Raw genomic sequence first — 23,206 nt, forward strand, 5'->3', positions numbered from 1 at the left:
TCGAATTATGTTACATTAAGAAGGAAAAATAAGAGAGAGAAGGAGTGGAAGTAATTTATGCAAGGGAATACCCATATTGTTGGGGGCATTACAGCAAGTCTTGCCTTTGCACAGTTTTCAAATGATAACCCACTTGTCTTAGTTGGTGCAGGGGTTATTGGTGCGTTACTTCCAGATATTTGCCACAGAGGTAGTAAAATAGGTCGAACATTTCCCCTCATCGCGAAGCTAGTGACTACAGTATTTGGACACCGTTCCTTTACACATAGTTTGTTGTTTTTAATAAGCATGATGGTTTTATTACATATGTTGATTCCCTATCGAGCGATATCTATTGGAATAATTATCGGGATGGCTAGTCATATCATACTTGATATGTGTACAAAAAAAGGGGTTAAACTATTTTTCCCTGCGACTGTCTCCATTCGTTTTCCACTTACAACGAAAACTGGTAGCAAGGTAGAAGGTGTCGTACTGATGTTGTTATCGATGCTATCCATCTATTTCAGCTATGAATTAATTGTAAGATTTATTGATGCGATATAAATAAGAAAAGCCCCAGTAATCGTTTACTGGGGCTTTTCATGTTAGTCTGCCTGTACCTCTTCAACAGTTTGCTCTACCTCAGCACGAGTCATTTTTTCTCGTCCTTCTTGCATTGCCTTTAGTGTTTTGTGCGCTAAGGCAAGTGGTAGGCGACAGAATAGCTGAATAGTACGTTTATTGATATCCTTCATATATAAATCTGCTTTGGCTAAATTTTCTTCTGCATACGCAAATAAATCCTCGCGTGTCCATCCCTCTGGTACGAAACTTACACCACGTTCATCTAAATCCTCATGCTGATTACGTAAGATGTTGACAGCCTGCAATCCACGGCCATAGCCTATTGCTAGCTCGCGATCCGTTTGAACGCCTGCACCCCATGCCCAAAGCTCAGACAGCATCGTCCCTACAAGCCCAGCCACGTAGTATGTATAATCGTCTAAATCCTCACGTGTACGGACCTGCCAATTCGCCTTTGCCCATTTTGCCATCCCAAAAGCCATTTCACTTGTGGAAGCCTGTACAATTTTTCTGGATTCCTCAGGGCAAAATGTCAGCCAATCTGCTAAACGAAGGGATACTTCAGGTAATAGCTCTGCATAAGGTGCAAGTAATGACTGATAGGCTTCGTTATTGAAATTGTCCTTTAGTAATTCACTCGTTGCTGACAGTAATTCAAATTTTACATCATTAGAAAGTTCTTCATGGTCTTCAATTTCATCAATTGCACGCATTGCTAAATAGGCTGCAGCCACTGATATCTTTAAATCATTTTTTAAAAATGTAATAGGTATATAAAACGTGCGGCTTGTATCTTTCAAAACCTGCATCGCTTCTTTGTATAGTCTTTTTTGCTCGTTCACTTGTATTCCTCCGTTCAAATGGTTCCACATCTATAGTATATCGTATCGTAAAAAAAGGGAAAGATAAAACAGATTGTTCTTATTTAGAGAGATATTCTTTGAAAACGTTTCCTAAAGATGATATAGTTTAGTAGTAAACTATTTAAACCTATACTTTTAATGTGGACGAAAGTATAGGTTAAAAACCACATTTCAGAAGAGAGGAAGTTTAGAAAATGGGACGTTTAGATAATAAAATTGCGATGATTACTGGTGGCGCATCTGGTATGGGTGCAGCAATGGCGAAATTGTTTGCACAAGAGGGAGCTACAGTAATTGCAGCTGATATTAATGAAGATAACCTAGCAAAGATCTCTGAGCTAGACAATGTAGAGGGTATGAAATTAGATGTTTCCTCTGATGAAAACTGGGCAGAAGTGACAAAGGCCATTGTGGAGAAATATGGTCGCATTGATATTTTAATTAACAATGCTGGTATTTCCTCCGAAAAAGGACCAGATCAAATTACACAAGCGGACTGGTCAATCATGCATAATATCAATGCCTTTGGACCTTTCTTGGGCATTAAACATGCCTCTAACTATATGAAAGAAGCTGGGAAAGGCTCTATCGTTAATACATCCTCTTACACAGCGATTATTGGCGCTGGCTTTAATGCCTATACAGCCTCTAAAGGATCTTTACGTGCGATTGCTCGTGCAGCGGCATCAGAGCTTGGTGCTTTCAATGTTCGTGTCAATACAGTATTCCCTGGTGTCATTGAAACACCAATGACTGCTAAATTATCAGAAGCAAAAGAAGCAATGGATATGTTAGTAAGAGCAACACCAATGGGTCGCCTTGGCCAACCAGAGGAAGTAGCAAATGCTATTTTATTTTTAGCATCTGATGAAGCTTCTTACATTACAGGTGCCGAGCTTGTCATTGATGGTGGCTATTCAGCACGCTAAATAATCGTTTTTGGAAAGTGAAAGTGCCTGTTCAAGCAGTGTATTTTCACTTTTTTTATGTTTCTCATGGATAAAATAGGGGAACGTTCGATTTGGTCAATATTTCATAAACCCCCTTTTAGCACCTTACATACTTAGGAATACAATGTGCTCATTACGATAGGCATCGTGCATGCACTAATGAGCCTTCTTCTTTTGGAATCTGAAATCTTCTTGTTCTAATTAAGCAAATATTTTATGCGTACCTGAATGCAGGTGTATCCCCTAATATGACAAAGACTTACTTGCTCCACTTTAGAATATTTGTTAAATTTCAAAAACAGCATAATGCTTTAACAAAGCTTTATTTTTTTAGTAGAATGATAATAAAGCTTTAGAAATGCGTTAAAATTCAGCGATCGAATAGAAAAAATTTGATATTTTCCATGATTTTTTCATGAAAGTTTACGAAGTTATTGCACAATCATTTCAACAGCGTTAAAGTTTAGAAAGGGCGAAAATGTCATTACACAATTTGGGGGATTGTACTGAGCGTTTAGCTTTTGTACGAACAAATTAATTGGTCAGGATTTTGGCACACAAAACTCCTTGCAAAATCCTTCGTACCAAAGAGGGCATGTACTTTATTAGTTGCCTTAATCATCGCGTAAACTGCGTAATAAAATCAAAGGAGAATTGTATGCCAAAGGCTATAGGTATTGATGCAGGCGGCACATTGACAAAGGTTGCTTATTTAGATCAACACAATGAACTTGTTTTAACAACCTTTCCGTCTAATGATCTGCAATCTGTAAAAAAATGGATTATCGACCATCCAGATATTGAGGATATTGGTGTTACGGGGGGACGTACAGAGCAATTACTTGATGTCATTAAAACAATGAAATCGATTCATTATATAGTGGAGTTTGAAGCAACTTTAAAGGGTGTCCGATTTTTACTAAATAAAGAAGGCTACTTTTTTGAGCGTAGTATGATTACCAATATCGGGACAGGCACTTCCATTCATTATATGGAGGGCAATACCCATATTCGCGTTGGCGGGACAGGCGTTGGTGGTGGGACATTAATTGGATTGTCAGCGCTTACAACAGGGATTACAGATTACAATGAAATACGAGAAATGGCTGACAAGGGCCATCGTGAGAGCATTGATTTATTAGTTAAGGACATTTATCAGGGCATGGATACACCCATTGATGGTCATTTAACTGCAAGTAATTTTGGGAAAGTAGGCATTACCCAGTCCATGAAACATCCAGCAGAGGATATTATAGCGACGGTTCAGGGACTAGTAGGCGAAGTCATTACAACACTTAGCATTCAATATGCGGAAGAAAAAAAGGCACAGCATATTGTTTATATTGGTTCAACTCTCAGCAATAATGCTCATCTTGCCCGTGTGATTGCAAATTATACACGTACGAAAAAGCATACACCTGTCTTTATTAACGATCATGGTTTTTCAGGCGCTGTCGGAGCATTGCTCAACATTACAGAATATACAATTGTCTAGGGACGAAATAAGAATGAACATGACTAATACATATTAGTCATGTTCATTTTTTTACAATTAGCGAAGAAACTGACCTACATAGTAACGCCTCAATTTGAACAAATTATGTGCAGGAGGTGATGTTACGTGGGCAAACGTAATAATCGAAATAACAGTAAAACCATGAATATGCGAACGCATAATCCTTTTGGTACCTACAAAAGTAAAGATCTTGATCGAAGTAATAGCAATAATAACAACCCGAATGATAACTTAAACGAAGAATTCGCAGCAGAATTTGATGCAAAAGCTAAAAATAAAAACAATAAAACGAATCATGATAAAAACCAGCAGTCCAATAAAACAAAATAGCGGAGGTGAAAATCATGGCAAAAAAGAGAAAAACAAGCTTTAAAAAGAAAAAGAAGGAAGATACGCATAAAAAGAATGATCGTGAGGAGTACTCAGCAGAGTTTAACCAAGTCATTCATAATAACCCTCAACAGCCAAAGCAATAAAGACAAGCTGCTCCAAAACTTTTTGGAGCGCTTATTTTTTAAAGGAGTGATTCAAGTGAGGCAGTTATATTTACTTGGGCTTCTGCTTGTTTGTCTTGCTGTGTTCATACAAACACCAATGGCCGCCAATGCACAACAAGAAACACCAGCCTATGCCAAATGGGGACAACTGGCTATCAAAGAGGTAAAGACAAAATATCCATCAGCCAAAATTATCGATTATTTGCATGAGGGTAAAGAAGTACATGGGGCGTCAACAATCGAAAAGTTTAAACTTTGGCTCAAGCAACCCGATAAGGAATTTGGTGTCTATGTAAGAATTAGTTATCAAAGTGCAACACAAAAGGTGGAAAAAATTGAATTACAAGAAAGTACGTCATGAAAAAAGGATGCCCAGAAAAGGCATCCTCATTCATTTAATCTTCAAGCTTTTGAATAAACGCACGCATCAAGCCTGGTAAATCAGGCCATGCATGTCCACTTACTAAATTGCCATCTGTATGAAGATTGGCTTCAATATAAGTAGCGCCAGCCACTTGTACCTCTGGCTTGCAGGCAATATAGGCTGTCAGCTCACGTCCTTTTAGCGCTTCAGGAATGGTCGCGAAAATTTGTGCTGCATGGCAAACGGCTGCAATCGGTTTATTGGTTTCGAAAAAATGGGACACAAGTGGTGGAACATGCTCGTTTAAACGAATGTATTCTGGCGCACGACCACCCGGAATAATCAATCCATCAAAATGTGTTGGATCAATATCAGCAAAAGAAGTATGTGCCTCTAATCCATAGGCAGGTCGCTCGATGTATGTATCGACGCCATCTACAAAATCATGTAATACAGTCTGTAATTTTTTAGCTGTTGGTGCTGCAATTGTGACATCATAGCCTGCCTCAAGACAACGATAATAAGGATAAAAAATCTCTAAAGCCTCTACTGCATCTCCTGCAAGTATTAAAACCTTTTTCCCCATGATTCCATCTCCTTTTCATTGTGAATCTATTATGTTTTATTCGACACATGCAAAAAATTCCCTGCTGATGATTGAGCCATCTTTCCAAATTCCTTCCTTTACAAAGAAAAAAATGAAGCGTATAGTATTTATTTAGCTAGGTAAATAAATTTAGGAGGTAGTAGTGATGAATCCAATTTTCCATGCTTTATTCCAAAAAAATCGCTATCTAACTAATTGCTTAAATGAAGTGCTGAAGCAGCATCATTTATATAGTTCTCAATGGACCATTTTGTATTGCTTACATAAAAATGGACCCATGACATTGACGCAAATTTGGAAATATTTAAATGTAGAAGCACCAAGTATCACAAGAGCGATTACAAGGCTTGAGGCATTGGGCTGGGTACAACGATTAGATGGTGAGGATAAACGAGAAAAGATTGTGACTTTATCCGCACAAGCAGAGGAACGCCTACCAGCCATTACAGCAACTATTCTAGCGTTTGAGGAAGAAATGGTTGGGTCTTTAACTGCTGAAGAACAAGAGCAACTTCTGAAGCTATTGGAAAAAATGAAAGGTTGATGGACATGCAGCAAGAAGAGAATACACAAATATGGACGAAGCGTTTCATTAGTCTATTTTTAACGAATATCTCAGTTTTCTTTGTATTTTATGGACTTGTAACGACTTTGCCGCTATATGCAATAGGGGAGCTACATCAGACAGATAAGGAGGCAGGGCTTCTATTGTCTGGCTTTTTATTGTCAGCTATCATTGTACGCCCGTTTTCAGGAAAGCTGTTGGATGTCTTTGGTAAGAAGAAACTGTTAGTCCTTTCGATAGTGGGCTATTTTATATGTACCGTCTTATATTTATTTATTCATCCATTCGGACTTTTACTTGGTCTACGTTTTATTCAAGGGATTTTCTTTAGTATTATTACAACAGCTGCAGGTTCTTTAGCGGCTGATATCGTTCCAGCTAAACGAAAAGGAGCAGGCCTTGGCTATTTTACGATGTCTACAAATCTAGCTGTCGTTATTGGTCCATTTATTGGGCTATTATTAATACAATATAGTACCTTTAAGGTATTGTTCATCGTTATGAGTATTTGTATTCTAGCAGGAGGAATTCTAGCGTTAACGGTCAATACCGATGATTTACCGAAGCCTATACATGAAGGAAAACTAACCTTTAAATTTGATGATTTGTTTGAGCGAAAAGCGTTACCTGTTGCTGCGATTGCTAGTTTAGTAGCCTTCTCGTATGCCAGTGTTTTATCCTTTTTATCGATCTATGCACAGCAAAAGGATTTAATGGCTGTGGCCAGTCTTTTTTATGCAGTATTTGCTGCATCCATGTTAATTACGCGGCCATACACAGGTAAACTTTATGATACGAAGGGGCCGCAATTTGTTATTATTCCCGGCATTATCTCCTTCGCCATTGGGCTCGTTATGCTCACTTTTGTAGAAGGACCTGTGTTATTTTTAAGTGCTGCTATTTTTGTAGGCTTCGGCTATGGAGCTGTGACGACAAGCTTGCAAGCATTAGCCGTTCAATCCACAGCCATCCAGCGAAGTGGCTATGCTACAGCAACCTATTTTACGATGTTTGACCTTGGGATCGCATTAGGTTCCTATATTTTGGGAATGGTAGCTGTGCAGGCAGGCTATGCTTCAGTCTACTTGTCAGGTGCAGGCTTACTAGGGGTTGTCTTTATTATTTATCTATTACGCCTTGCAAAGATGAAACCGAAAAAAGTTGTGAATATATAGTAAAACAGTTGGGTCTGTCCCAACTGTTTTTATTTTTATAGGCAATCATGTAGCGTGGCTGATTTAGACCAAAATATGGTATAATAAGAGCGTAACTAGATAGAGGTTTCATGGGCGGTTGGCACAATTTTAACCTATCTCATTCAACTTATTGAAGAGAAAGGAGTTGATGCCTTTGACTATTTTTGAAGCAATAATGGTTGCGATAAGTCTTTCAACACTTATTGTTTCTGTACTTGCATTGTCATTTACTTTTACACAAAAAAAGTAAACCGCCCCTGCCTCGCCAGCATGTGAGATGGTTTACTTTCATCACCTTGCAAATCGCCTTTGAAGCGATTCGTCTTGTTACTAGGACCATTGGTGTTCCAGCACCAATGGTCTTATTTACTTATATACATCTTCACTAAGAATTATAACATGGATAAACGGTTTTTTTCAAATAATGTAAAATAAATTGTTATGGACTACAAATGATTTTTGGGGAATCAGTTGGTAGGGTGAAATAAACTACTTAGACGATGGATATCAAGCATTCAAAGCTTACCATGCTTTAGAAGCAATCGATCTTATTCGAGATCAAGTCAAGGTAGCGGATTAGGTTTGTCAATTGCTAAAAGCCGTATTGACATCCAGAACAGCAAATTCTTATTTTTAAAAGTATATTTGTTCTAATAACGCAAAAAAATGTTAGACCAAACTTGTATATGGTCTAACATTCTTTCTTTTGTCCCATCCTCTTTTCTGTACATAAAAATCTGTAAAAAAAGAGAGCGGCATAAGCCAGCTCTCCTTTAACTTAGTTAAAATTCTTTTGTAAAAACGCCTTTGTACGGTCGTTTTGAGGGTTTGTAAAGAAGTTGTCTGGATGGTCGGCTTCAATAATTTGACCACCGTCCATAAAGACTACCTTATTTGCTACCTCTCGTGCAAAGCCCATTTCGTGTGTCACGACAATCATCGTCATCTGATCCTCTGCTAGGCTTTTCATAACCTTTAATACTTCGCCTGTCAGCTCAGGATCTAAGGCAGAGGTAGGTTCATCAAATAACAAAATTTGAGGATTCATCATTAGGGCACGGGCAATCGCTACACGCTGTTTTTGACCACCAGAAAGATTGGCTGGATAAGCCTTGGCCTTGTCGGCAAGCCCAATTTTTTGTAGTAAATCTTGACAGCGTTTCGTAATGGCTTCTGCCGATTCTTTTTTTAATAAGCTCGGTGCCATTTCGAGGTTTTGCTGAACGGTTAAGTGGGGGAACAGGTTAAAGTGTTGAAAGACCATCCCCATTTTAGCTGTGATTGCTTTAATGTCCTGTGGCTTTGTATAATGTCCATCCTGTACAAGATAGTCACCATCTACTACAATACTGCCACCATCGATTTCTTCTAAATGTATTAAGCTTCGAAGCATTGTACTTTTCCCAGATCCAGAGGGACCGATAACTGCAATGACATCGTTCTTCTCTACCGAAAATGTAATTTGTTTCAGAACCTCCACCTGATCGAAAGATTTCTTCAAATTTGTTACTTCCATCAATGCCATATGTGTCACCTCTATTCGAATTTAAAGCGTTTTTCCAGCCATTTAAAGAACACGGTCAATACAAGGGTCATGACTAAGTAAATTGCACCCGCAATAAAGAACGGTGTAATTGTGAAGTCACGATTGACAGCTGTTTGCGCAAAATGTAGTAATTCTGGAACAGCAACTGCATAAAGTAGGGCTGTATCCTTAATTAGTGTAACGGATTCATTTGATAATGCGGGTAAGGCGACACGAAACATTTGTGGCAAAATAACACGTGTCGTCGTTTGCCATTTGGATAAGCCGAGTACCTGGGCTGCCTCATATTGTCCTTTATCGATGGCAAGAAGACCACCACGGAATATTTCTGCAAAGTAGGCAGCATAATTTAAAATAAAGCCAAGGCAAGCGGCCACAAAACGATCGAGTACTAAATATTCACCGATTACTGGTAGCATAGGTAAACCGAAGCAAATTAATAATAATTGCAGTAATAGTGGTGTACCACGCATGATATAAATATACGTATGTGCAAGCCAAGCGAGTGGTTTAATCCGACTTTTTACGGCGAGTGTTAGTAAAAAGCCGAATGGAATCGATACCAAAATGGCGATGAAAAACAGTAAAACTGTCATTTTTGCCCCTTCTAGCATCGGTAATATCATAGTTTGCCAGTAATCCGCCATAACGATGTCCCTCCAAAAAGAGTAAGAGTTCCACTAAGGAAACTCTTACAGTTGATGTATCCTGTCATTATTTTAATACTTTGTCTTCTCCGAACCATTTTGTTGAAATGTCAGCCGCAGTACCGTCTTCATTCATTTTGTCTAACGCAGCTTGTAGTTTTTCTAATAAGGCTTCATTTCCTGGTTTCACACCAATACCGTATTGCTCAGGTGCGAGTGATTCCTCTAATAATTTGAATGTGTCAGGCTCTTGTGTCATGTAATATTCTGCAACTACAGCATCAATTACCACAGCATCAACACGGCCTGTTTTTAAGTCTGATAATGCTAAAACATTATCCGCAAATTCTGTAATTTTTTTCACGTCTTTGTGAATTGGGTTACCGTTTAATGCATCTGCCGCAGAAGAAAGGGATTGAATACCTACTTCTTGTCCTGCTAAATCACTTAGCTTTGTAATCTTTGAATCTGCCTTTGTTATCACAACTTGAGAGTTTTCAAGATAAGGCTTTGTAAATAAAACCTTTTCCTTACGCTCATCTGTAATGGTATAACCGTTCCAAATTAAATCAATGCGTCCACTTAATAATTCAGCCTCTTTTGTTTTCCAATCGATTGGCTGGAATTCCGCTTCAACACCCATATGCTCTGCTGCAGCACGAGCTAAATCAATATCGAATCCAACGATGTCATTTTTATCATCGCGGAAGCCCATTGGTGCAAATTTATCGTCAATTCCAATAATAATTTTTTCTTGATCTGCTGCTGTTTCGTCTTTTTCTGCTGTCTTTTCTTTTGAAGTACCGCATGCTGCTAAAACGATGACAGCTGTCAGCATCATAAATAAAGTCAATACACGTTTCATTTTTGTTTCCCCCTATAATCTATCGCTTTCGTTTGCTAAACTACTAATGTGTTAAAGGATAACATCGTGCTTTAACAATGTCAATATCGTTTTGGATTAATCAGAAAATGAGCGGCGTTTTCTAGCATTTTTTTGCATATCATAAAATAATGAAATTGGGAGATAATAAGTAACTGAAGAATAGGGGAAAGAAAAAGGGACTGCTCCTAACGAACAGTCCTGTGAAATGAGATTAACTATTTTTGCTTTGAATTGCTTTGCGGGCCAGGGCATCAGCCGCTTTGTTTTGTGAGTCGGGCACCCATTTGATAAAGAATAAATCAAAGCTTGTGGCAAGCGCTAAAGCTTTTTCTAAATAAGGTTTAAATTCCTCATTTTTCACATATTCTTTTTCCATAGAGGCGACAACGATTTTGGAATCTGAACGCACTGAGACAAGAGGGGAGCCTAGCTTTTGTGCTTCTTCTAGGCCACGAACCAATGCCGTGAATTCAGCAATATGGTTGTTTGTCTCACCAATATACTCGCTGATTTGGATATGGTGACCTTCACCTTTAATAAATATGCCTATCCCACTTGGACCAGGATTTCCTGCACTGGCAGCATCTATATAAACTTCTAACATATCATCCCTACTTTGCGTTTTGACTTTCTCTATAATTGTACAACATGGCTATGGTGCAAAGCATCCTTGTGAGCAATTCGTGTTTGAAAAAATACGTAGGAAGCAAACAAAATAGTTGCGTGTTGAAATTGAACGCTTCATAATAGTAGGAAGTGAATTTTGGACGTGAAAGGAGCGAGAGTTCGACATGGATAAAGTGACGGTTATGAAGGATATTGACGAACTGCATGATACGTATTGTTCGGATTGCTTAGTGATTAAGCAATTACGTAAAGAACGTGGTAAACCAGGGGCTCATCGTTTCTGCATTGAAGCCTGTTCAGTTGGAGAAAAGCTACAGTTCCTAGGGGAAGAGCTTTTAAAAGTTTATAGTAAATGAACACATGAGAAAAAGCTACATGTATTAGAAACGCTAATACATGTAGCTTCTTTAATTGTCATGATTATTTCGTTTCAGCATAGCTGCTTAGGTCTTGATAATACTTTGTAAGAGAGGAAGCCGAAATATCAAATGTTGCAGCGATTTCTTTCACGGTCATGGATAGAGACTCGAATAGTTCTTTTTCCTGACCATAACGAATTGCACCAGCTGCAATGGCTGCTTCTTTACGCGCAGTCGGTTGACCTTCAATTAAATAGTCCTCTAAAAGCTCAAGCATTGGTGCTGTTTCACGCTCATTTTGCTCTAAGAAGTCTTTTACTTGTGATAGGACATTGCTCTCAAAGTTTGAGAATTCCTCACCTTTATAGCCATTTGATACTAATAACTCCCAGAATGCTAGGTGCTCTTCTTTTAAGAAGGAGCCAACCTTCTTCTCTGAAGCCTCAAAGCTCTTCTTGAATTCTTCAAATACTTTCGCATGATCCTCTGGGAAGAAAATCAGTGTAGACACAGCTAAATAATGAGTCGATTTCTTCGTACCATCTGGTAAAATGAAGGCAAATACATGCATTCCTTCAGGGATCGGTTTGTTATTTTCACGTCGAATATAAAGCTCATCATTTGTAAGTAAATGATTAGCCTTGAAATATTTTTCCTCAACAACAGACACTGTACCAATAAATAAAGTAGGCTGAGACCAATCTTCAAGTACTTTGACCGTAGAAGGTCTTACCGCCTTTTTCTTCGTTTTCTTCAGATAATTTTTCCAAATAGATGGCTCTTGATGGAAGAAAAAGTCGTCTAAAGCGATGGCTTCGATTAGCTCTCGCTGTAAAACGCTCTCTAATTTAGGCTGCCATGTGCCCACATGCTCAATATAGGCACGAACATCTTTACGTTCAGGATATTCTAAGTAAAATGTTTGTAGCACACGCTCTAATTCTTCGATTTGTACTGTTTCCACTGTTACTTGTTGTTTGCCTTCACAACATTTTTTATATTTTTTGCCGCTACCGCATGGGCATGGATCATTACGTTTTACCATAATTAGAACACTTCCTTTAATCATTGTTAATCGTATATTGCTAAATAATTTGCGTACTATTAATAATAACGGTACTTTTGTATGAAGAAAAATGATTGTCTATTTTGAAATATCTAAAAAATGTAGAGGGACGCCCTGATTCTAGTATATGTACGTATTTTTCTACTTAGAACTAAAAAAAGAAAACGACCTACACCTTTGAATAGGTAGGACCGTTTTCTAGTTAAATTATTGCTGAACGGCTTCGATTTCCACTGTCAGACGTTCAAGCTCATCAATTAAATGGCCAATGTAGGCAATTGTATCACGAAGTGGTTGGTCGGTCGTAATATCAACCCCAGCCATTTGCGCTAACTCCACTGGTGATTTTGTGCCGCCAGCCCGAAGAACTGCTAGCCAATCTTCAACAGCTGGAGCGCCCTCTTTTAAAATACGTTGAGACACTTGTGTGGAGATGGTTAACCCTGCACTATATGTGTATGGATAAAGGCCCATATAATAGTGCGGCTGACGCATCCATGTGAGTTCAGCACCTTCAGAAATAGCGACTGTATCACCCCAGAAATCTTCCAATACGGAACGTTTTAATTGATTGAGGATGGTTGCATTCACTGCTTCTCCAGCATCAATTAATTCATAGACTTTGCGTTGATAGGCAGCTTCTAGTAAATGTGTAACAAAGTTATGATAATATGTTTTCGCTACAATATTGGAAATCACCCAACGTTTAAAGCGTAGATCATCATTATGTGTTAGTAGATAATTCGCTAACAGCATTTCATTCATTGTCGATGGCGCTTCAATAAAGTACAGAGATGGTCGACTATTAAGATAAGACTGATGCTCATACGTATTTGCAAAATGCCCAGCATGACCAAGCTCATGAATAAGTGTAAAGACTTCATTCATTTGTTCATTCCAAGACATTAAAATATAAGGATGGCTACCATACGGACTTGAGCAGAATGCCCCTGTAGATTTTCCTTTGTTTGGCGCATAGTCAATCCAGCGTTCATTAAAGGCTCTCTCCATTAATTGATTATAGTCTTCACCCATAACGGCTAAGGCCTTTTCAACATATTCTTTTGCCTCAGCCATTGATAATCGTGGATCATACTCAGGATCCAGCGCAATTTTTAAATCTGCAAATGTCATTTGGTCGATTCCGTTGGCTTTTTGAATCAACGTTGCATAACGACGCATATGCGGGGCAAGCTCTTTTGTAATTAAATCAATTTGACGATTATAGAGGGAACGATCGACATCTTGATCAAATAATAAATAATCAATGACAGAATTAAAGCCTCTTAGGTCAGCCATTGTTTTTTCTTGTTGAATATGTGTGTTATATACTTGTGCCGTTGTATGCTGGTAATCGCGTAGCTTGCTTGAAAAAGCTTGAAATGCAGCACGGCGTACATCTGTATTTGCTTCAAACTCCCAGTCATTTTCGTACAGCACAAAGCTAAGAGGATGCTTTTCGCCATTGGCTTCAAATTCGCCAAAATCCATGTCCACTAATTTCGTCGTATTGTACGTTTTATATGGCGCGTCAAATGTGGCACTGAAGGCTGCCAGCGCTTTTTCCACTTCAGGATGGAGCTGGTGTGGTTTTTGTTTTAATAATTCCTCTAGATAGCGTTTGTAAAGAGGGCTTAATGCTGCTGCTTCTTGTAAAACAGCTTCATCCAATGCCAGTAACTCGCTACGCACGAAGGATAGTGCACTGCTGACTTTTCCGATAGCTGTACCAAACTTTGCCGCACGCATTTGGGCTACATCATTTGTGCGATCTGTTTCGAGATTTAAGCTTGCATATGTGCCAATCGGAACAAACTTTTTTTGCAGCTCTTCAAAGGCTGTTAACACATCAATTACTTTTTGTGCATTTGTAATCGTACCTTTGTATTGTTGCTCGAAGCTAAGTGCATCTTCCACTAATTGTGCTAAGGTAGGTTCAAAATCAGCCTCATTGCTCAATAAATCTGTTAAATCCCAAGTTTCTTCTACTGCAACATCTTTTCGTAATGGTAAAACTTTCATTTATGGACACCCCTTTACATATAAGTGATTTCATTATAACGAAACTATTTCGGAAAGTGAAATAATTTCGTAGAATAGTTGAAATATTCTTACTCTAAATCGTTTCTTATGAAGGATGTTTGAAATATTGTCGGTCGGGAACAATGAGTGTATAGCCAACATCTTTCATTACGCATACTAATGGCTAGAACGAGACATATTGGAGGAGAACTTGATTATGACACAAAACTTAAACAAACAACTAAATAAGCTAGTGGCGACATGGTCTGTGCTTTATACAAAGCTACACAATTATCATTGGTATGTCACAGGTCCAGCCTTCTTTACATTACATGCAAAATTTGAAGAGCTGTATAATGAAACAACATTGAATTTAGATGAAATAGCAGAGCGTATTTTATCAAAGGATGGCAAGCCAGTGGCGACATTAAAAGAGCATCTAGAGCTATCCTATGTAGAGGAAGCTACAGGTGAAGAAACGACAGAGGACATGGTTGCAACGACAATCTCAGATTTCCAAAAGCTGATGAAAGCTTTAAACTCTACAATGGAGCTAGCTGCAGAAGAAGGAGACGACCGTACAGAGGATTTACTCAATGCCATGTACCAGTCTCTTGAAAAGCATACATGGATGTTAAAAGCCTTTCTTGACAAGTAAAAATTGACAATTGGCATGCTGGAGAAGACAGTCTCTCCAGCATGCTTTTTTTCTGCCCTGAAGGCATTATGTCAAACGGGCAACGTAGTTTAAGGCAATTTAACAATTATTACAGTTGAGTAAAATGGGTTTGCTTGTGTGCAGTGCGGGTAATTATCTAGTAAGCCATACAACATAGGAGGAATTGAACATGATGAATGAACAAAATCCAAAAATTGAGGTGGCCCATACAAGGGATGAAATGCTTCACATTTTAGAGAATATGCGAATGGAAGGTTATCACCAAGACGATATTCATATTATTGCGAGAGATCCCCAACAGTTTGAGGATGTAAAATGGGATGCCGATGTGCAAACGCATGAGGCTGGAAATTGGGTAGACCAATTTAAATCTTGGTTTACAGGCGACTCAGCCGTTACAGAGGGCTTAAAACGATTTAATCTGTCAGAGGGACAAATCGCTTACTATGCACACCTTGTAGAACAAGGCAGTATTGTTTTATATGCAGAGCATGAGGATGATGTTGATACACTCCAAACATATCCAGAGACTGCTGAAGAGCAAGAGGAGCGTTTAAGAAATCAACAACGTATGATAGAGGCAGAGCAATATAGAAGATTTTTATAAAGAGTAAAACAGGGTGATCACTGGGATCACTCTGTTTTACTGTATGACTTTTTCTTGTGCGTCTTTTTTTATAAAGCGTAGGGCATGGAAGTGCTCTAATTGAGCCACTAAATTACCAATAAGAATAAAGCTACCACCAATCATTAATTTCATTGTTAAGCCTTCTCCGATAAACATCATGGCAAACATAGCGGCAAAAATAGGTTCTAAGGAGAAGATAAGACCTGTATGTGTAGCAGAAGTATACTGTTGTGCAACAGTTTGACCCACAAAGCAAAACGCACTACAGATGATGCCAAGCCCTAAAATAGCAATCCAGGATGTTGTTGAATTTGGCAATGTTGGTGTTTCGAATAGAAAAGTTAACACTAGCGCATAAATACCAGCAAAGCCAAGCTGATAAATTCCGTATGAAATGGACTCTACATTTCGCGTGAATGAGCTATTTAAAAGTAAATAAATTGAATAACCTAACGCTGCAATTGCGACTAATAAATCGCCTTTATGGAAAGTGAATGTGCCGTGTGCTGTTAAGACGGTAATCCCAATCATGGTACAAATGATCGCAAAGCTTACTGCACGTGAAGGTAACTTTTTTTCAATAAAGCTACTGAAAATCGGCACTAACACGACTGTTAGGCTCAAGATGAAGCCAGCATTTGAAACAGAAGTAGACTGTAAACCAAATAAACTTAACGCGAACACAATGAATAGTAAAAATCCTTGAATAGCCGCATATTTTAATGTTTTACCATTTACTTTGATCATCCGTTTGTAAAAAATAAGTCCTGCTACAAAAAATGCGATGATACAACGTAATGCCACCACATTATAAACTGCCAACGTTTCTAGCCCCATGACCATAAAGGTATAAGAGAGCCCCCAAAACATTGTGACAATAACCATCAATACATTTGCTTTTCCTTGGATACTCATTATGTTCACCTACCATCTGTGTACTAAAACAGTTTTTATACTAAAAATTACTATATATCTTGTATTGTGATTAGTAAAACGAATGTTTATAATGAATAGGATTAAAAAAATTCATGTATATTGAGGGATTGCGGATGAGCTTAGTTAAATATGAGATTTTAACAAAGGTGGCAGAGGTGGCAAGCTTTACAAAAGCAGCGGATGCACTAGGGTTAACACAGTCTGCTGTGAGTCATGCCGTATCAAGTTTAGAAAAAGAGTTTGGCTTTGCTCTCATTCATCGAAGTCGGGTAGGTGTAACATTAACGAGTGAGGGACAAACAATGCTAAGGGCAATGCGTCAGGTTTTGGATGCTCAGGAATTATTGCAACAGGAAGCAGCTCATATTCTTGGGGTAACACGCGGTAAGGTTCGAATTGGTGTAATATCGAGTATTTCCTCGAATTGGATGCCAGAAATTGTTCAGATCATGGATAATCAATTTCCAGGGATACAGGTGGAGTTACGAGAGGGAGATTACTATGAAATTGAACAATGGCTTTTAAGCGGTGAAGTGGAAGTAGGATTTTTGAATGGCCAAAAGTCAGAGCAATATCAGTTCACTGAGCTCCAACAGGACCCATTGTTATGTATTGTTTCGGATAAAAGTCCTTTATTTAATAAGACAGAAATTGATATCGTAGATTTAGAGGATATGCCATTTATTATGACTTCCTATAAAGGGACAAATGATGTCAAGGTGCTATTAGAGCAATATCATGTCAAGCCGAATATCCGCTTTGAGCTTTCTGAGGAGGTAGGGATTCTTTCCATGATTTCTCATCATTTAGGGATCAGTATTTTACCTCAGTTGGTTATTCAAAATTTACCGCCAACATTGAAAGCGATTCCATTAAAGCAAGGTGGCTACCGAACGATTGGTATTGCTATGAAACATCATGCTTCGCCCGTCACAAAGAAATTTGCAGAGATATTAAGTGCTTGGCTAAAAGAGCAAAACAGCTCCCTAAAATAGTGGCTATTGAAGCATATCCTTACATTACGTTAAAATAGTAATTGTATATATTTCAGAAAATAGGTGAGTGTATGGGGACATTACAGGGCAAAACCGTACTGATTACAAGTGGGGGAACACTTGAAAAATGGGATCGTGTACGAGGTCACACGAATTTATCAAAAGGCACAATGGGGTGTTATTTAGCAGAGGCGGCGCTGGCTGCTGGCGCTAATGTAGTGTACATGCATGGTTACTTTGCACAGCTCCCAGAAAACCAAAATGATATGACATTGATACAATTTGAAGGCATAGAGGATTTAGGACAAAAGGTGCGTCATGCAGTTCAACAACAACATATCGATATTGTCATTATGGCGGCTGCGGGCTCTGATTGGGTCATTGACAAAGTATATGATCAATCAGGTAATTTAATGGAGGAAACGGGGAAAATGCCTTCTGACGAACCACCTATTATTCATTTTAAAAAAGCGCCAAAAGTATTAGGTCAAATTAAGGGCTGGCAACCGAATGTAACATTAGTAGGCTTTAAGCTCGAAGCCACGAATGATGAGGAATTCTTGTTAGCTCGCGCAAGACTGCGTATGGAAACAGCCAATGCTCAATTTATGGTAGCAAATAGCTCTCAGTCTTTATATGGGGGGGATGAACCTCATTGGATTGTACCTGCTGATGGACAGCCTATTAAAGTAATGGGTAAGCAAAAAACAGCAGAAGCTTTAATGATGCATTTACAAAATCAATAAATGTGAACTGTGTAGAGAACTATTTCTACACAGTTTTTTCTTGTCTAAAAGGTTAGCATCCTATAATATTTACTTAACGGTCGGTAAAAAAGGAGGGTAATAATGGGAAATAAAGAACAAACCTTTCAAAAGATTATAGAAATTGCTTATGTGATGTTTGCGGAAAATGGGTTTGAAAAAACAAGCTTAGCAATGATTGCTACAGAGGTAGGTATTTCAAAACCAGCCATTTACTATTATTTTCAATCAAAAGATCAATTAATCGCTTACATATTTGATGAATTGTATAAAGAAATTCAACAGGATATCGCTGTGGATTATAAAGAGCTTACTTCCGCTAATTTTAAGGAAAAATTACTCGAGCTAGGCTATAAGTCTATTGAGGCACAGGGCAAGGATCCTTATTTTAATAAAATATTTAATCAATATGTGCTATTAGCGGCTCGCGATGAAAGCTATAAGAGCCAATTAGTGGAGCTAGAAACCAGCTTTTTAACAAGCTTTGTTGAAGTCCTACAATGGGGTGTGCGGCTAGGAGTTCTAGACGATACGCCTCATATAGAAGCAAAGGCACAGATGCTAGCCTTGGTCTATGATAATATCGGTAATTTCATGTTAACAGGTAACCAATTGAACTATAGAGCTATTTGGAAGGAGGCTGTACATAGCGTTATTCAAGGGGGCAAAGATGACAAATAGAAATGATGATCGGCGCATTGAAGGTCTTGATTTTGCAAGAGCTCTCGCTATGCTTGGTATGTTCATTGTCAATTTTGGCGTCATAACAGGTTCTACAACGAATGGTTCAACACGGTTGATTGCCTTACAAAATATGTTTGAGGGGCGTGCGTCGGCCGTATTTGTCATGCTAGCAGGAATAGGAACAGCCTTAATGACTCGTCAGGCTAGAGAGAGTAAGGACCCAATGCTTCTTCGTCAGAATCGACTTATTTTGTGGAAGAGGTCGCTTTTATTATTCATGATAGGGATAGTACTATATGCGATCGGTTGGACAGGAGATATATTACATTATTATGGCGTGTATATGTTTGTTGCCGCATGGTTGATTGCCCAATCTAAGAAAAGGATGATGTTTATTATCGGTGTCATTCTTATCCTTTCACAATGGCTTCAAATTCAATTTAATTACCTTGCTGGCTGGCATCCAACATATGTGTTACTAGAGTATCTGGATTTTTGGACACCAGTAGGATTTATTAGAAATTTGCTGTTTAATGGCTATCACCCACTTTTCCCCTGGATTTGTTTTTTTCTGATCGGCATGTTAATCGGCACATTAGATTTAACAAATCGTACATTACGAAAAATCTTATTGGTGACTGGTTTATTGCTAGTCATCTTGACTGAGGCTTGTTCAACAGTATTCATTAAGATGACAACCATTCATTTATTGGATGTAGAGAGTGCATTGTATTTATTTGATACAGGACCGATTCCACCAAATATGATGTATGTCCTATCTAATTCGGCTTCGGCTATTGTCCTTATCGTGGGCTCCATCTATCTTGTAGAGACATATAAAAATAAAGTCATTCAATCTTTAATCTTAACTGGACAAATGTCTTTAACGCATTATGTTGGCCATGTTTTTATAGGCATTGGAATACTAATTGTTTGCCAAAAGCTGGAGAACCAAACACTTGCTTTTTCTATGCTGTATGCCTGCTGTTACTTTTTAGGATGTGTCTTTGTTTCTGTATGGTGGAGGGCTAAACATCATCGAGGCCCACTTGAATTCATAATGAGGAAATGGAGCTCGTAATAAATTAATGGATTGCCATCTATTTCTCACTGACTAGGCATAAAATACTTTAGGTATAGGGAGTCTTTTAATCTAAACGACATATTGCATAGTATTCAACTAGGTTTTCTAATATTTTGTATTGACATTCCTATAGCGGAATTATAGAATTATTTTCAAGAAACGCAGTACTCTTATCAAGAGAGGTGGAGGGACTTGGCCCAATGAAGCCTCGGCAACCGAAAAACAGGTGCCAAATCCAACAGATGGTGTCTGAGAGATAGGAGGGGCTATCAATCAGTTTGATGCGTTGGCCTCTTTATGAACAATAAGGAATAAGAAAGAAGGGGTGTTTCGTATGGCTCAGTCAGTAAAAGTAGATGATAAGAAACTAGAGGCAATTGCGAAGGCGATTCAAAATCTTGAATTTGGTGAAGTGCATATTACGATTCAAGATGGTGTAATTGTGCAAATTAATAGGCTTGAAAAGCAAAGATTTCCGCAGAAAAAATAACAATGATTTCAGTAGAACTTATGTCAAATGGCCACCTATAAGCATGAAGGATATCCTGTGCTTACAAGTGGCCCTTTTTTTGTGTGATAGGCTAGCTATAAAAGCCTTTTGGTATGGGACCGATATGACGGCGATGATAAAGCAAAGGCTCTTTTTGAGCATTTGTAATGTCTACCACCTGCCCAATAAAAATGGTATGGTCGCCCGCATCGATTTGTTGAAATGTTTTACATTGTAAATTAGCTGCTGTATCATGTAAAATCGGTAGTCCTAAAGTGGAAGTTGACCACTGTGCTTGCGCAAAGCGATCAGGGATTTTACTAGCAAAAAGTGTACATAAATGCTCTTGATCACTCGCTAAAATATTGACCGCAAAATTTGGCGCAGCCGTGAAATAAGGATGGAGCTGAGATTTTTTATCGAGTGACCACAAAATAAGGAGCGGATCGATTGAAACAGATGCAAAGGAATTGACGGTTAAGCCAATAGGTTGTGTGTCATGACATGTCGTGACAACTGTTACGCCTGTAGGATAATTACCTAATGCCAATTTAAAGGCAGCTACTAAATCTGTCATTCAAATCACCTCTTTATGAAATTAGTGAACGGAGTTTGTAGGTAAACGAAACTTTTTTTCATATCCTACTAGTAACTCCTTTTCTTGAGTAAATTTTAAACTAATCAAACATATAGGTAAAGGTAATGGGGAAAGAAAGGGGAATGGCCATGACTTTATATTTTGATCATCTGGTTCATCAAGTGGAATCACCAGAAAATATAAAGGTTTTCTTCAATAAACGAAATGTTCATACAGTGAATGGTGGGCAGCACACGATGTGGGGGACTTATAATACGTTAAGCTACTTTGGCTTAAGCTATATTGAACAAATTGCTATTTATGATCGTGATTTATTTGAGCAAGCGGCACAATACCCATATTCCCTACATTATACGTTTAAACGTGATCAAGAGCGCCAGGGATTTTCTCGAATTGCCCTGCGTACAAAAAATATTGAGGAAGAGGGTCGGCGCTTGCGAGCATTGGGCTATGAAGTATATGGGCCAGATGCATGTAGCAGAACAAGACCAGATGGCACAGTGGTAGAATGGAAGCTACTGCATTTTGGTAAGCCAGATCTTCCAATTGATTTTCCATTTTTGATTGAATGGGCGGAGGAAGATGAAGAGCGTTTGGCACAATTAAAGGCAAGTGGTGCCATTGATGTAAAACAGGCTATAACGATGGAATCCGTCCAATTCTATGTCAGGGACATGCAGGCAACCGTTCAGCTGTGGCAACAGGTGCTACAGCTACCAGAGCCTACGCAATATGAGCAGTATATGTCACTACAGCTACCGAATATGCGTTTAGATTTCTACAAGGAAGAGAGTGCGAAGGCAATGACACTCGGTCATGTCAAAGAGGGACCATTTGGCGTGACATTAAAGGATCCTAAGCGAACAAAGGAAACATTAGTTTGCCCAGGTGCTTTTTATTGGATAAATCGATAATGAAAAAAGGCTGGAACATAGCAAACACTAGGACCTTCATTAAGCCGAATAATCTTTATACATGATAACTAGAAAAACCGAACTATTCCGAAACACTTCGTAAGCGTTTTAGTGGATAGCTCGGTATTTTTATGGGCTGAAACACCTTTGCTCCAGCCTCTGTACATAAGTATTGAAAAACAAACCCATCAATAGAATTTCTGATACAGGCTACTTGCTTTCCTGTGGATTTAGCGTTACACAGGAGACCCTGGAGCGAAATCAACCCCTCACCTTGCTAAAAGGTCTTTTTATAGTGACATGCTCTTTATTCAACAATATGGAAAAATCCACTTCATCAAAGAAGTGGATTTTCGCTACCTATTATTATTCGATTGTCATTTTTTTCGGTGTTTCTGTACCTGTGTACCAATCAAACTCAATTTCAAATGAATGCTTGTCGCCCTTTTTTGTATAGGAGTATTCGATTTTGAGCTGTTCACTTGGGCTGACAACTGTTGGCTCTGTGCCTTGAACAAAAGTGAATTCACCATTTTCTTTAAGCTTTTCTGCAATCGTTTCCAGTGTTGCCGCAAATTCTGCTACACTTTGTCGTTCTTTATGCTTCAAAATAACTTCTGTCATTGGTTTTTGCATCGAAATCCTATTACTTCTATTATAACATGGAGGGGTCATTAAGCTTATAAAACAGCACAAAAAGCGGATGAAGGAAACGATTCATTTCCTAATCCGCTGCTAATCTGGAACTACACGGATAGCCCCATTATGTTTATAGTTTTACAACATTTGATGCTTGGGGTCCACGATTGCCTTCCACAACATCAAATGAAACCTTTTGACCTTCTTCAAGTGTACGGAAGCCTTCCTCCTGGATGCCCGTAAAATGAACAAATACATCTTCGCCATCATCACATTCAATAAAGCCATAACCTTTTTCATTATTGAACCACTTTACGATCCCCTGTTGCATAAGCATTCGCCTCCAATGCGCTTGAATGTAAAATAAAGTTAAATAAATGGTGCTCTCATTGAGAAAATGTGAAAAAATTGCATTTTCTCTTAGAACATACAGGAATTGAACAAAGATGTCAATTGATTGACGAAATGCTTGCGTATCTGGCTTTCTTTTTTTTCACAATTAAGACTATAATGGAAA

Annotated in this window: 29 protein-coding genes and 1 riboswitch; of the genes, 17 read left to right on the plus strand and 12 right to left on the minus strand. The window is 38.5% G+C overall.

What is annotated here, in order from left to right; all coding sequences use genetic code 11:
* Positions 1–57: 57 nt before the first annotated feature.
* Positions 58–546 (plus strand): metal-dependent hydrolase, encoded by a 489-nt coding sequence (locus tag CD31_RS06110; RefSeq protein ID WP_036076312.1) that lies wholly within the window; start codon positions 58–60, stop codon positions 544–546.
* A 41-nt stretch (positions 547–587) separates the two neighbouring features.
* On the opposite strand, the gene CD31_RS06115 is transcribed toward CD31_RS06110, so the two are convergent.
* A complete protein-coding gene (locus CD31_RS06115; RefSeq protein ID WP_081977460.1) occupies positions 588–1,409 on the minus strand; it encodes a squalene/phytoene synthase family protein in 822 nt (273 codons plus the stop codon).
* Between the two features lie 215 nt (positions 1,410–1,624).
* Here CD31_RS06115 and CD31_RS06120 point away from each other — a divergent pair, with 215 nt between their 5' ends.
* From CD31_RS06120 to CD31_RS06135, 5 genes are all read left to right on the plus strand, one after another.
* Positions 1,625–2,359: an SDR family NAD(P)-dependent oxidoreductase gene (locus tag CD31_RS06120; protein ID WP_016992499.1), complete on the plus strand. Its 735-nt coding sequence runs from the start codon at positions 1,625–1,627 to the stop codon at positions 2,357–2,359.
* Between the two features lie 679 nt (positions 2,360–3,038).
* Positions 3,039–3,875, plus strand: coding sequence for a type II pantothenate kinase (gene coaW, locus CD31_RS06125; RefSeq protein ID WP_036076313.1), 837 nt, complete (start codon positions 3,039–3,041; stop codon positions 3,873–3,875).
* A 126-nt stretch (positions 3,876–4,001) separates the two neighbouring features.
* Complete coding sequence (locus tag CD31_RS06130) at positions 4,002–4,226, plus strand: hypothetical protein (RefSeq protein WP_004269369.1); 225 nt, start codon at positions 4,002–4,004, stop codon at positions 4,224–4,226.
* Positions 4,227–4,240: 14 nt separating this feature from the next.
* Positions 4,241–4,372, plus strand: coding sequence for a hypothetical protein (locus CD31_RS23965; protein WP_004269370.1), 132 nt, complete (start codon positions 4,241–4,243; stop codon positions 4,370–4,372).
* A gap of 55 nt (positions 4,373–4,427) precedes the next feature.
* Positions 4,428–4,754 (plus strand): DUF3889 domain-containing protein, encoded by a 327-nt coding sequence (locus CD31_RS06135; RefSeq protein WP_016992500.1) that lies wholly within the window; start codon positions 4,428–4,430, stop codon positions 4,752–4,754.
* A 34-nt stretch (positions 4,755–4,788) separates the two neighbouring features.
* On the opposite strand, the gene CD31_RS06140 is transcribed toward CD31_RS06135, so the two are convergent.
* The gene (locus CD31_RS06140; protein ID WP_036076314.1) at positions 4,789–5,343 is read right to left on the minus strand and encodes a DJ-1/PfpI family protein; all 555 of its coding nucleotides are present in this window, start codon (positions 5,341–5,343) and stop codon (positions 4,789–4,791) included.
* Between the two features lie 166 nt (positions 5,344–5,509).
* Between CD31_RS06140 and CD31_RS06145 the strand changes: the two genes are divergently transcribed.
* Together CD31_RS06145 and CD31_RS06150 are read left to right on the plus strand one after the other, a co-directional pair.
* Positions 5,510–5,908, plus strand: coding sequence for a MarR family winged helix-turn-helix transcriptional regulator (locus CD31_RS06145; RefSeq protein WP_016992502.1), 399 nt, complete (start codon positions 5,510–5,512; stop codon positions 5,906–5,908).
* 5 nt (positions 5,909–5,913) lie between these two features.
* Entirely contained in the window at positions 5,914–7,104 is a 1,191-nt protein-coding gene (locus tag CD31_RS06150; RefSeq protein WP_425319323.1) for an MFS transporter, read from the plus strand.
* A 799-nt stretch (positions 7,105–7,903) separates the two neighbouring features.
* Here CD31_RS06150 and CD31_RS06155 read toward each other — a convergent pair.
* From CD31_RS06155 to CD31_RS06170, 4 genes are all read right to left on the minus strand, one after another.
* The gene (locus tag CD31_RS06155) at positions 7,904–8,650 is read right to left on the minus strand and encodes an amino acid ABC transporter ATP-binding protein (protein ID WP_036076316.1); all 747 of its coding nucleotides are present in this window, start codon (positions 8,648–8,650) and stop codon (positions 7,904–7,906) included.
* Between the two features lie 11 nt (positions 8,651–8,661).
* On the minus strand, positions 8,662–9,318 hold the full coding sequence (locus CD31_RS06160; RefSeq protein WP_004269380.1) for an amino acid ABC transporter permease: 657 nt from the start codon (positions 9,316–9,318) through the stop codon (positions 8,662–8,664).
* A gap of 67 nt (positions 9,319–9,385) precedes the next feature.
* Complete coding sequence (locus tag CD31_RS06165) at positions 9,386–10,183, minus strand: amino acid ABC transporter substrate-binding protein (protein WP_036076317.1); 798 nt, start codon at positions 10,181–10,183, stop codon at positions 9,386–9,388.
* A 232-nt stretch (positions 10,184–10,415) separates the two neighbouring features.
* Positions 10,416–10,808 (minus strand): ribonuclease HI family protein, encoded by a 393-nt coding sequence (locus CD31_RS06170; protein WP_036076318.1) that lies wholly within the window; start codon positions 10,806–10,808, stop codon positions 10,416–10,418.
* A gap of 187 nt (positions 10,809–10,995) precedes the next feature.
* Here CD31_RS06170 and CD31_RS06175 point away from each other — a divergent pair, with 187 nt between their 5' ends.
* A complete protein-coding gene (locus CD31_RS06175; protein ID WP_004269383.1) occupies positions 10,996–11,187 on the plus strand; it encodes a zinc-finger domain-containing protein in 192 nt (63 codons plus the stop codon).
* Between the two features lie 64 nt (positions 11,188–11,251).
* Here the strand turns inward: CD31_RS06175 and CD31_RS06180 are convergent, their stop codons facing one another.
* Both CD31_RS06180 and pepF read right to left on the minus strand, forming a co-directional pair.
* Positions 11,252–12,235, minus strand: coding sequence for an SEC-C domain-containing protein (locus CD31_RS06180; RefSeq protein WP_016994903.1), 984 nt, complete (start codon positions 12,233–12,235; stop codon positions 11,252–11,254).
* Positions 12,236–12,463: 228 nt separating this feature from the next.
* Positions 12,464–14,278 carry an oligoendopeptidase F gene (gene pepF / locus CD31_RS06185; RefSeq protein ID WP_036076319.1) on the minus strand — a complete coding sequence of 605 codons (1,815 nt, stop codon included), beginning with the start codon at positions 14,276–14,278 and terminating at the stop codon, positions 12,464–12,466.
* 217 nt (positions 14,279–14,495) lie between these two features.
* Here pepF and CD31_RS06190 point away from each other — a divergent pair, with 217 nt between their 5' ends.
* Together CD31_RS06190 and CD31_RS06195 are read left to right on the plus strand one after the other, a co-directional pair.
* Positions 14,496–14,936, plus strand: a complete 441-nt coding sequence (locus CD31_RS06190) for a Dps family protein (protein ID WP_016994902.1) — start codon at positions 14,496–14,498, stop codon at positions 14,934–14,936.
* Between the two features lie 190 nt (positions 14,937–15,126).
* Entirely contained in the window at positions 15,127–15,564 is a 438-nt protein-coding gene (locus CD31_RS06195) for a general stress protein (protein WP_036076320.1), read from the plus strand.
* Between the two features lie 36 nt (positions 15,565–15,600).
* Here CD31_RS06195 and CD31_RS06200 read toward each other — a convergent pair whose 3' ends face one another.
* A complete protein-coding gene (locus CD31_RS06200) occupies positions 15,601–16,500 on the minus strand; it encodes a DMT family transporter (protein WP_036076321.1) in 900 nt (299 codons plus the stop codon).
* A gap of 134 nt (positions 16,501–16,634) precedes the next feature.
* Here CD31_RS06200 and CD31_RS06205 point away from each other — a divergent pair, with 134 nt between their 5' ends.
* From CD31_RS06205 to CD31_RS22885, 5 genes are all read left to right on the plus strand, one after another.
* Positions 16,635–17,516: a LysR family transcriptional regulator gene (locus tag CD31_RS06205; RefSeq protein WP_016994900.1), complete on the plus strand. Its 882-nt coding sequence runs from the start codon at positions 16,635–16,637 to the stop codon at positions 17,514–17,516.
* A gap of 71 nt (positions 17,517–17,587) precedes the next feature.
* Positions 17,588–18,262 carry a phosphopantothenoylcysteine decarboxylase domain-containing protein gene (locus CD31_RS06210; protein ID WP_036076322.1) on the plus strand — a complete coding sequence of 225 codons (675 nt, stop codon included), beginning with the start codon at positions 17,588–17,590 and terminating at the stop codon, positions 18,260–18,262.
* Positions 18,263–18,364: 102 nt separating this feature from the next.
* A complete protein-coding gene (locus tag CD31_RS06215; protein ID WP_036076323.1) occupies positions 18,365–18,961 on the plus strand; it encodes a TetR/AcrR family transcriptional regulator in 597 nt (198 codons plus the stop codon).
* Positions 18,951–20,045: a DUF418 domain-containing protein gene (locus tag CD31_RS06220; protein ID WP_036076324.1), complete on the plus strand. Its 1,095-nt coding sequence runs from the start codon at positions 18,951–18,953 to the stop codon at positions 20,043–20,045. Before CD31_RS06215 ends, CD31_RS06220 begins: the two co-directional genes overlap by 11 nt.
* A 170-nt stretch (positions 20,046–20,215) precedes the next feature.
* Positions 20,216–20,311: riboswitch (SAM riboswitch) on the plus strand.
* A gap of 71 nt (positions 20,312–20,382) precedes the next feature.
* Complete coding sequence (locus CD31_RS22885; RefSeq protein ID WP_004269393.1) at positions 20,383–20,538, plus strand: YezD family protein; 156 nt, start codon at positions 20,383–20,385, stop codon at positions 20,536–20,538.
* A gap of 91 nt (positions 20,539–20,629) precedes the next feature.
* On the opposite strand, the gene CD31_RS06225 is transcribed toward CD31_RS22885, so the two are convergent.
* Entirely contained in the window at positions 20,630–21,115 is a 486-nt protein-coding gene (locus tag CD31_RS06225) for a flavin reductase family protein (RefSeq protein ID WP_036076325.1), read from the minus strand.
* Between the two features lie 149 nt (positions 21,116–21,264).
* Here CD31_RS06225 and CD31_RS06230 point away from each other — a divergent pair, with 149 nt between their 5' ends.
* Entirely contained in the window at positions 21,265–22,050 is a 786-nt protein-coding gene (locus tag CD31_RS06230; RefSeq protein ID WP_036076326.1) for a VOC family protein, read from the plus strand.
* A 366-nt stretch (positions 22,051–22,416) separates the two neighbouring features.
* Here the strand turns inward: CD31_RS06230 and CD31_RS06235 are convergent, their stop codons facing one another.
* Both CD31_RS06235 and CD31_RS06240 read right to left on the minus strand, forming a co-directional pair.
* Positions 22,417–22,686, minus strand: a complete 270-nt coding sequence (locus CD31_RS06235) for an amphi-Trp domain-containing protein (protein WP_016994894.1) — start codon at positions 22,684–22,686, stop codon at positions 22,417–22,419.
* A gap of 133 nt (positions 22,687–22,819) precedes the next feature.
* On the minus strand, positions 22,820–23,020 hold the full coding sequence (locus CD31_RS06240; protein WP_004269397.1) for a cold-shock protein: 201 nt from the start codon (positions 23,018–23,020) through the stop codon (positions 22,820–22,822).
* Between the last annotated feature and the right edge of the window lie 186 nt (positions 23,021–23,206).

Source organism: Lysinibacillus boronitolerans JCM 21713 = 10a = NBRC 103108, assembly GCF_000772935.1.
Classification (GTDB): domain Bacteria; phylum Bacillota; class Bacilli; order Bacillales_A; family Planococcaceae; genus Lysinibacillus; species Lysinibacillus boronitolerans.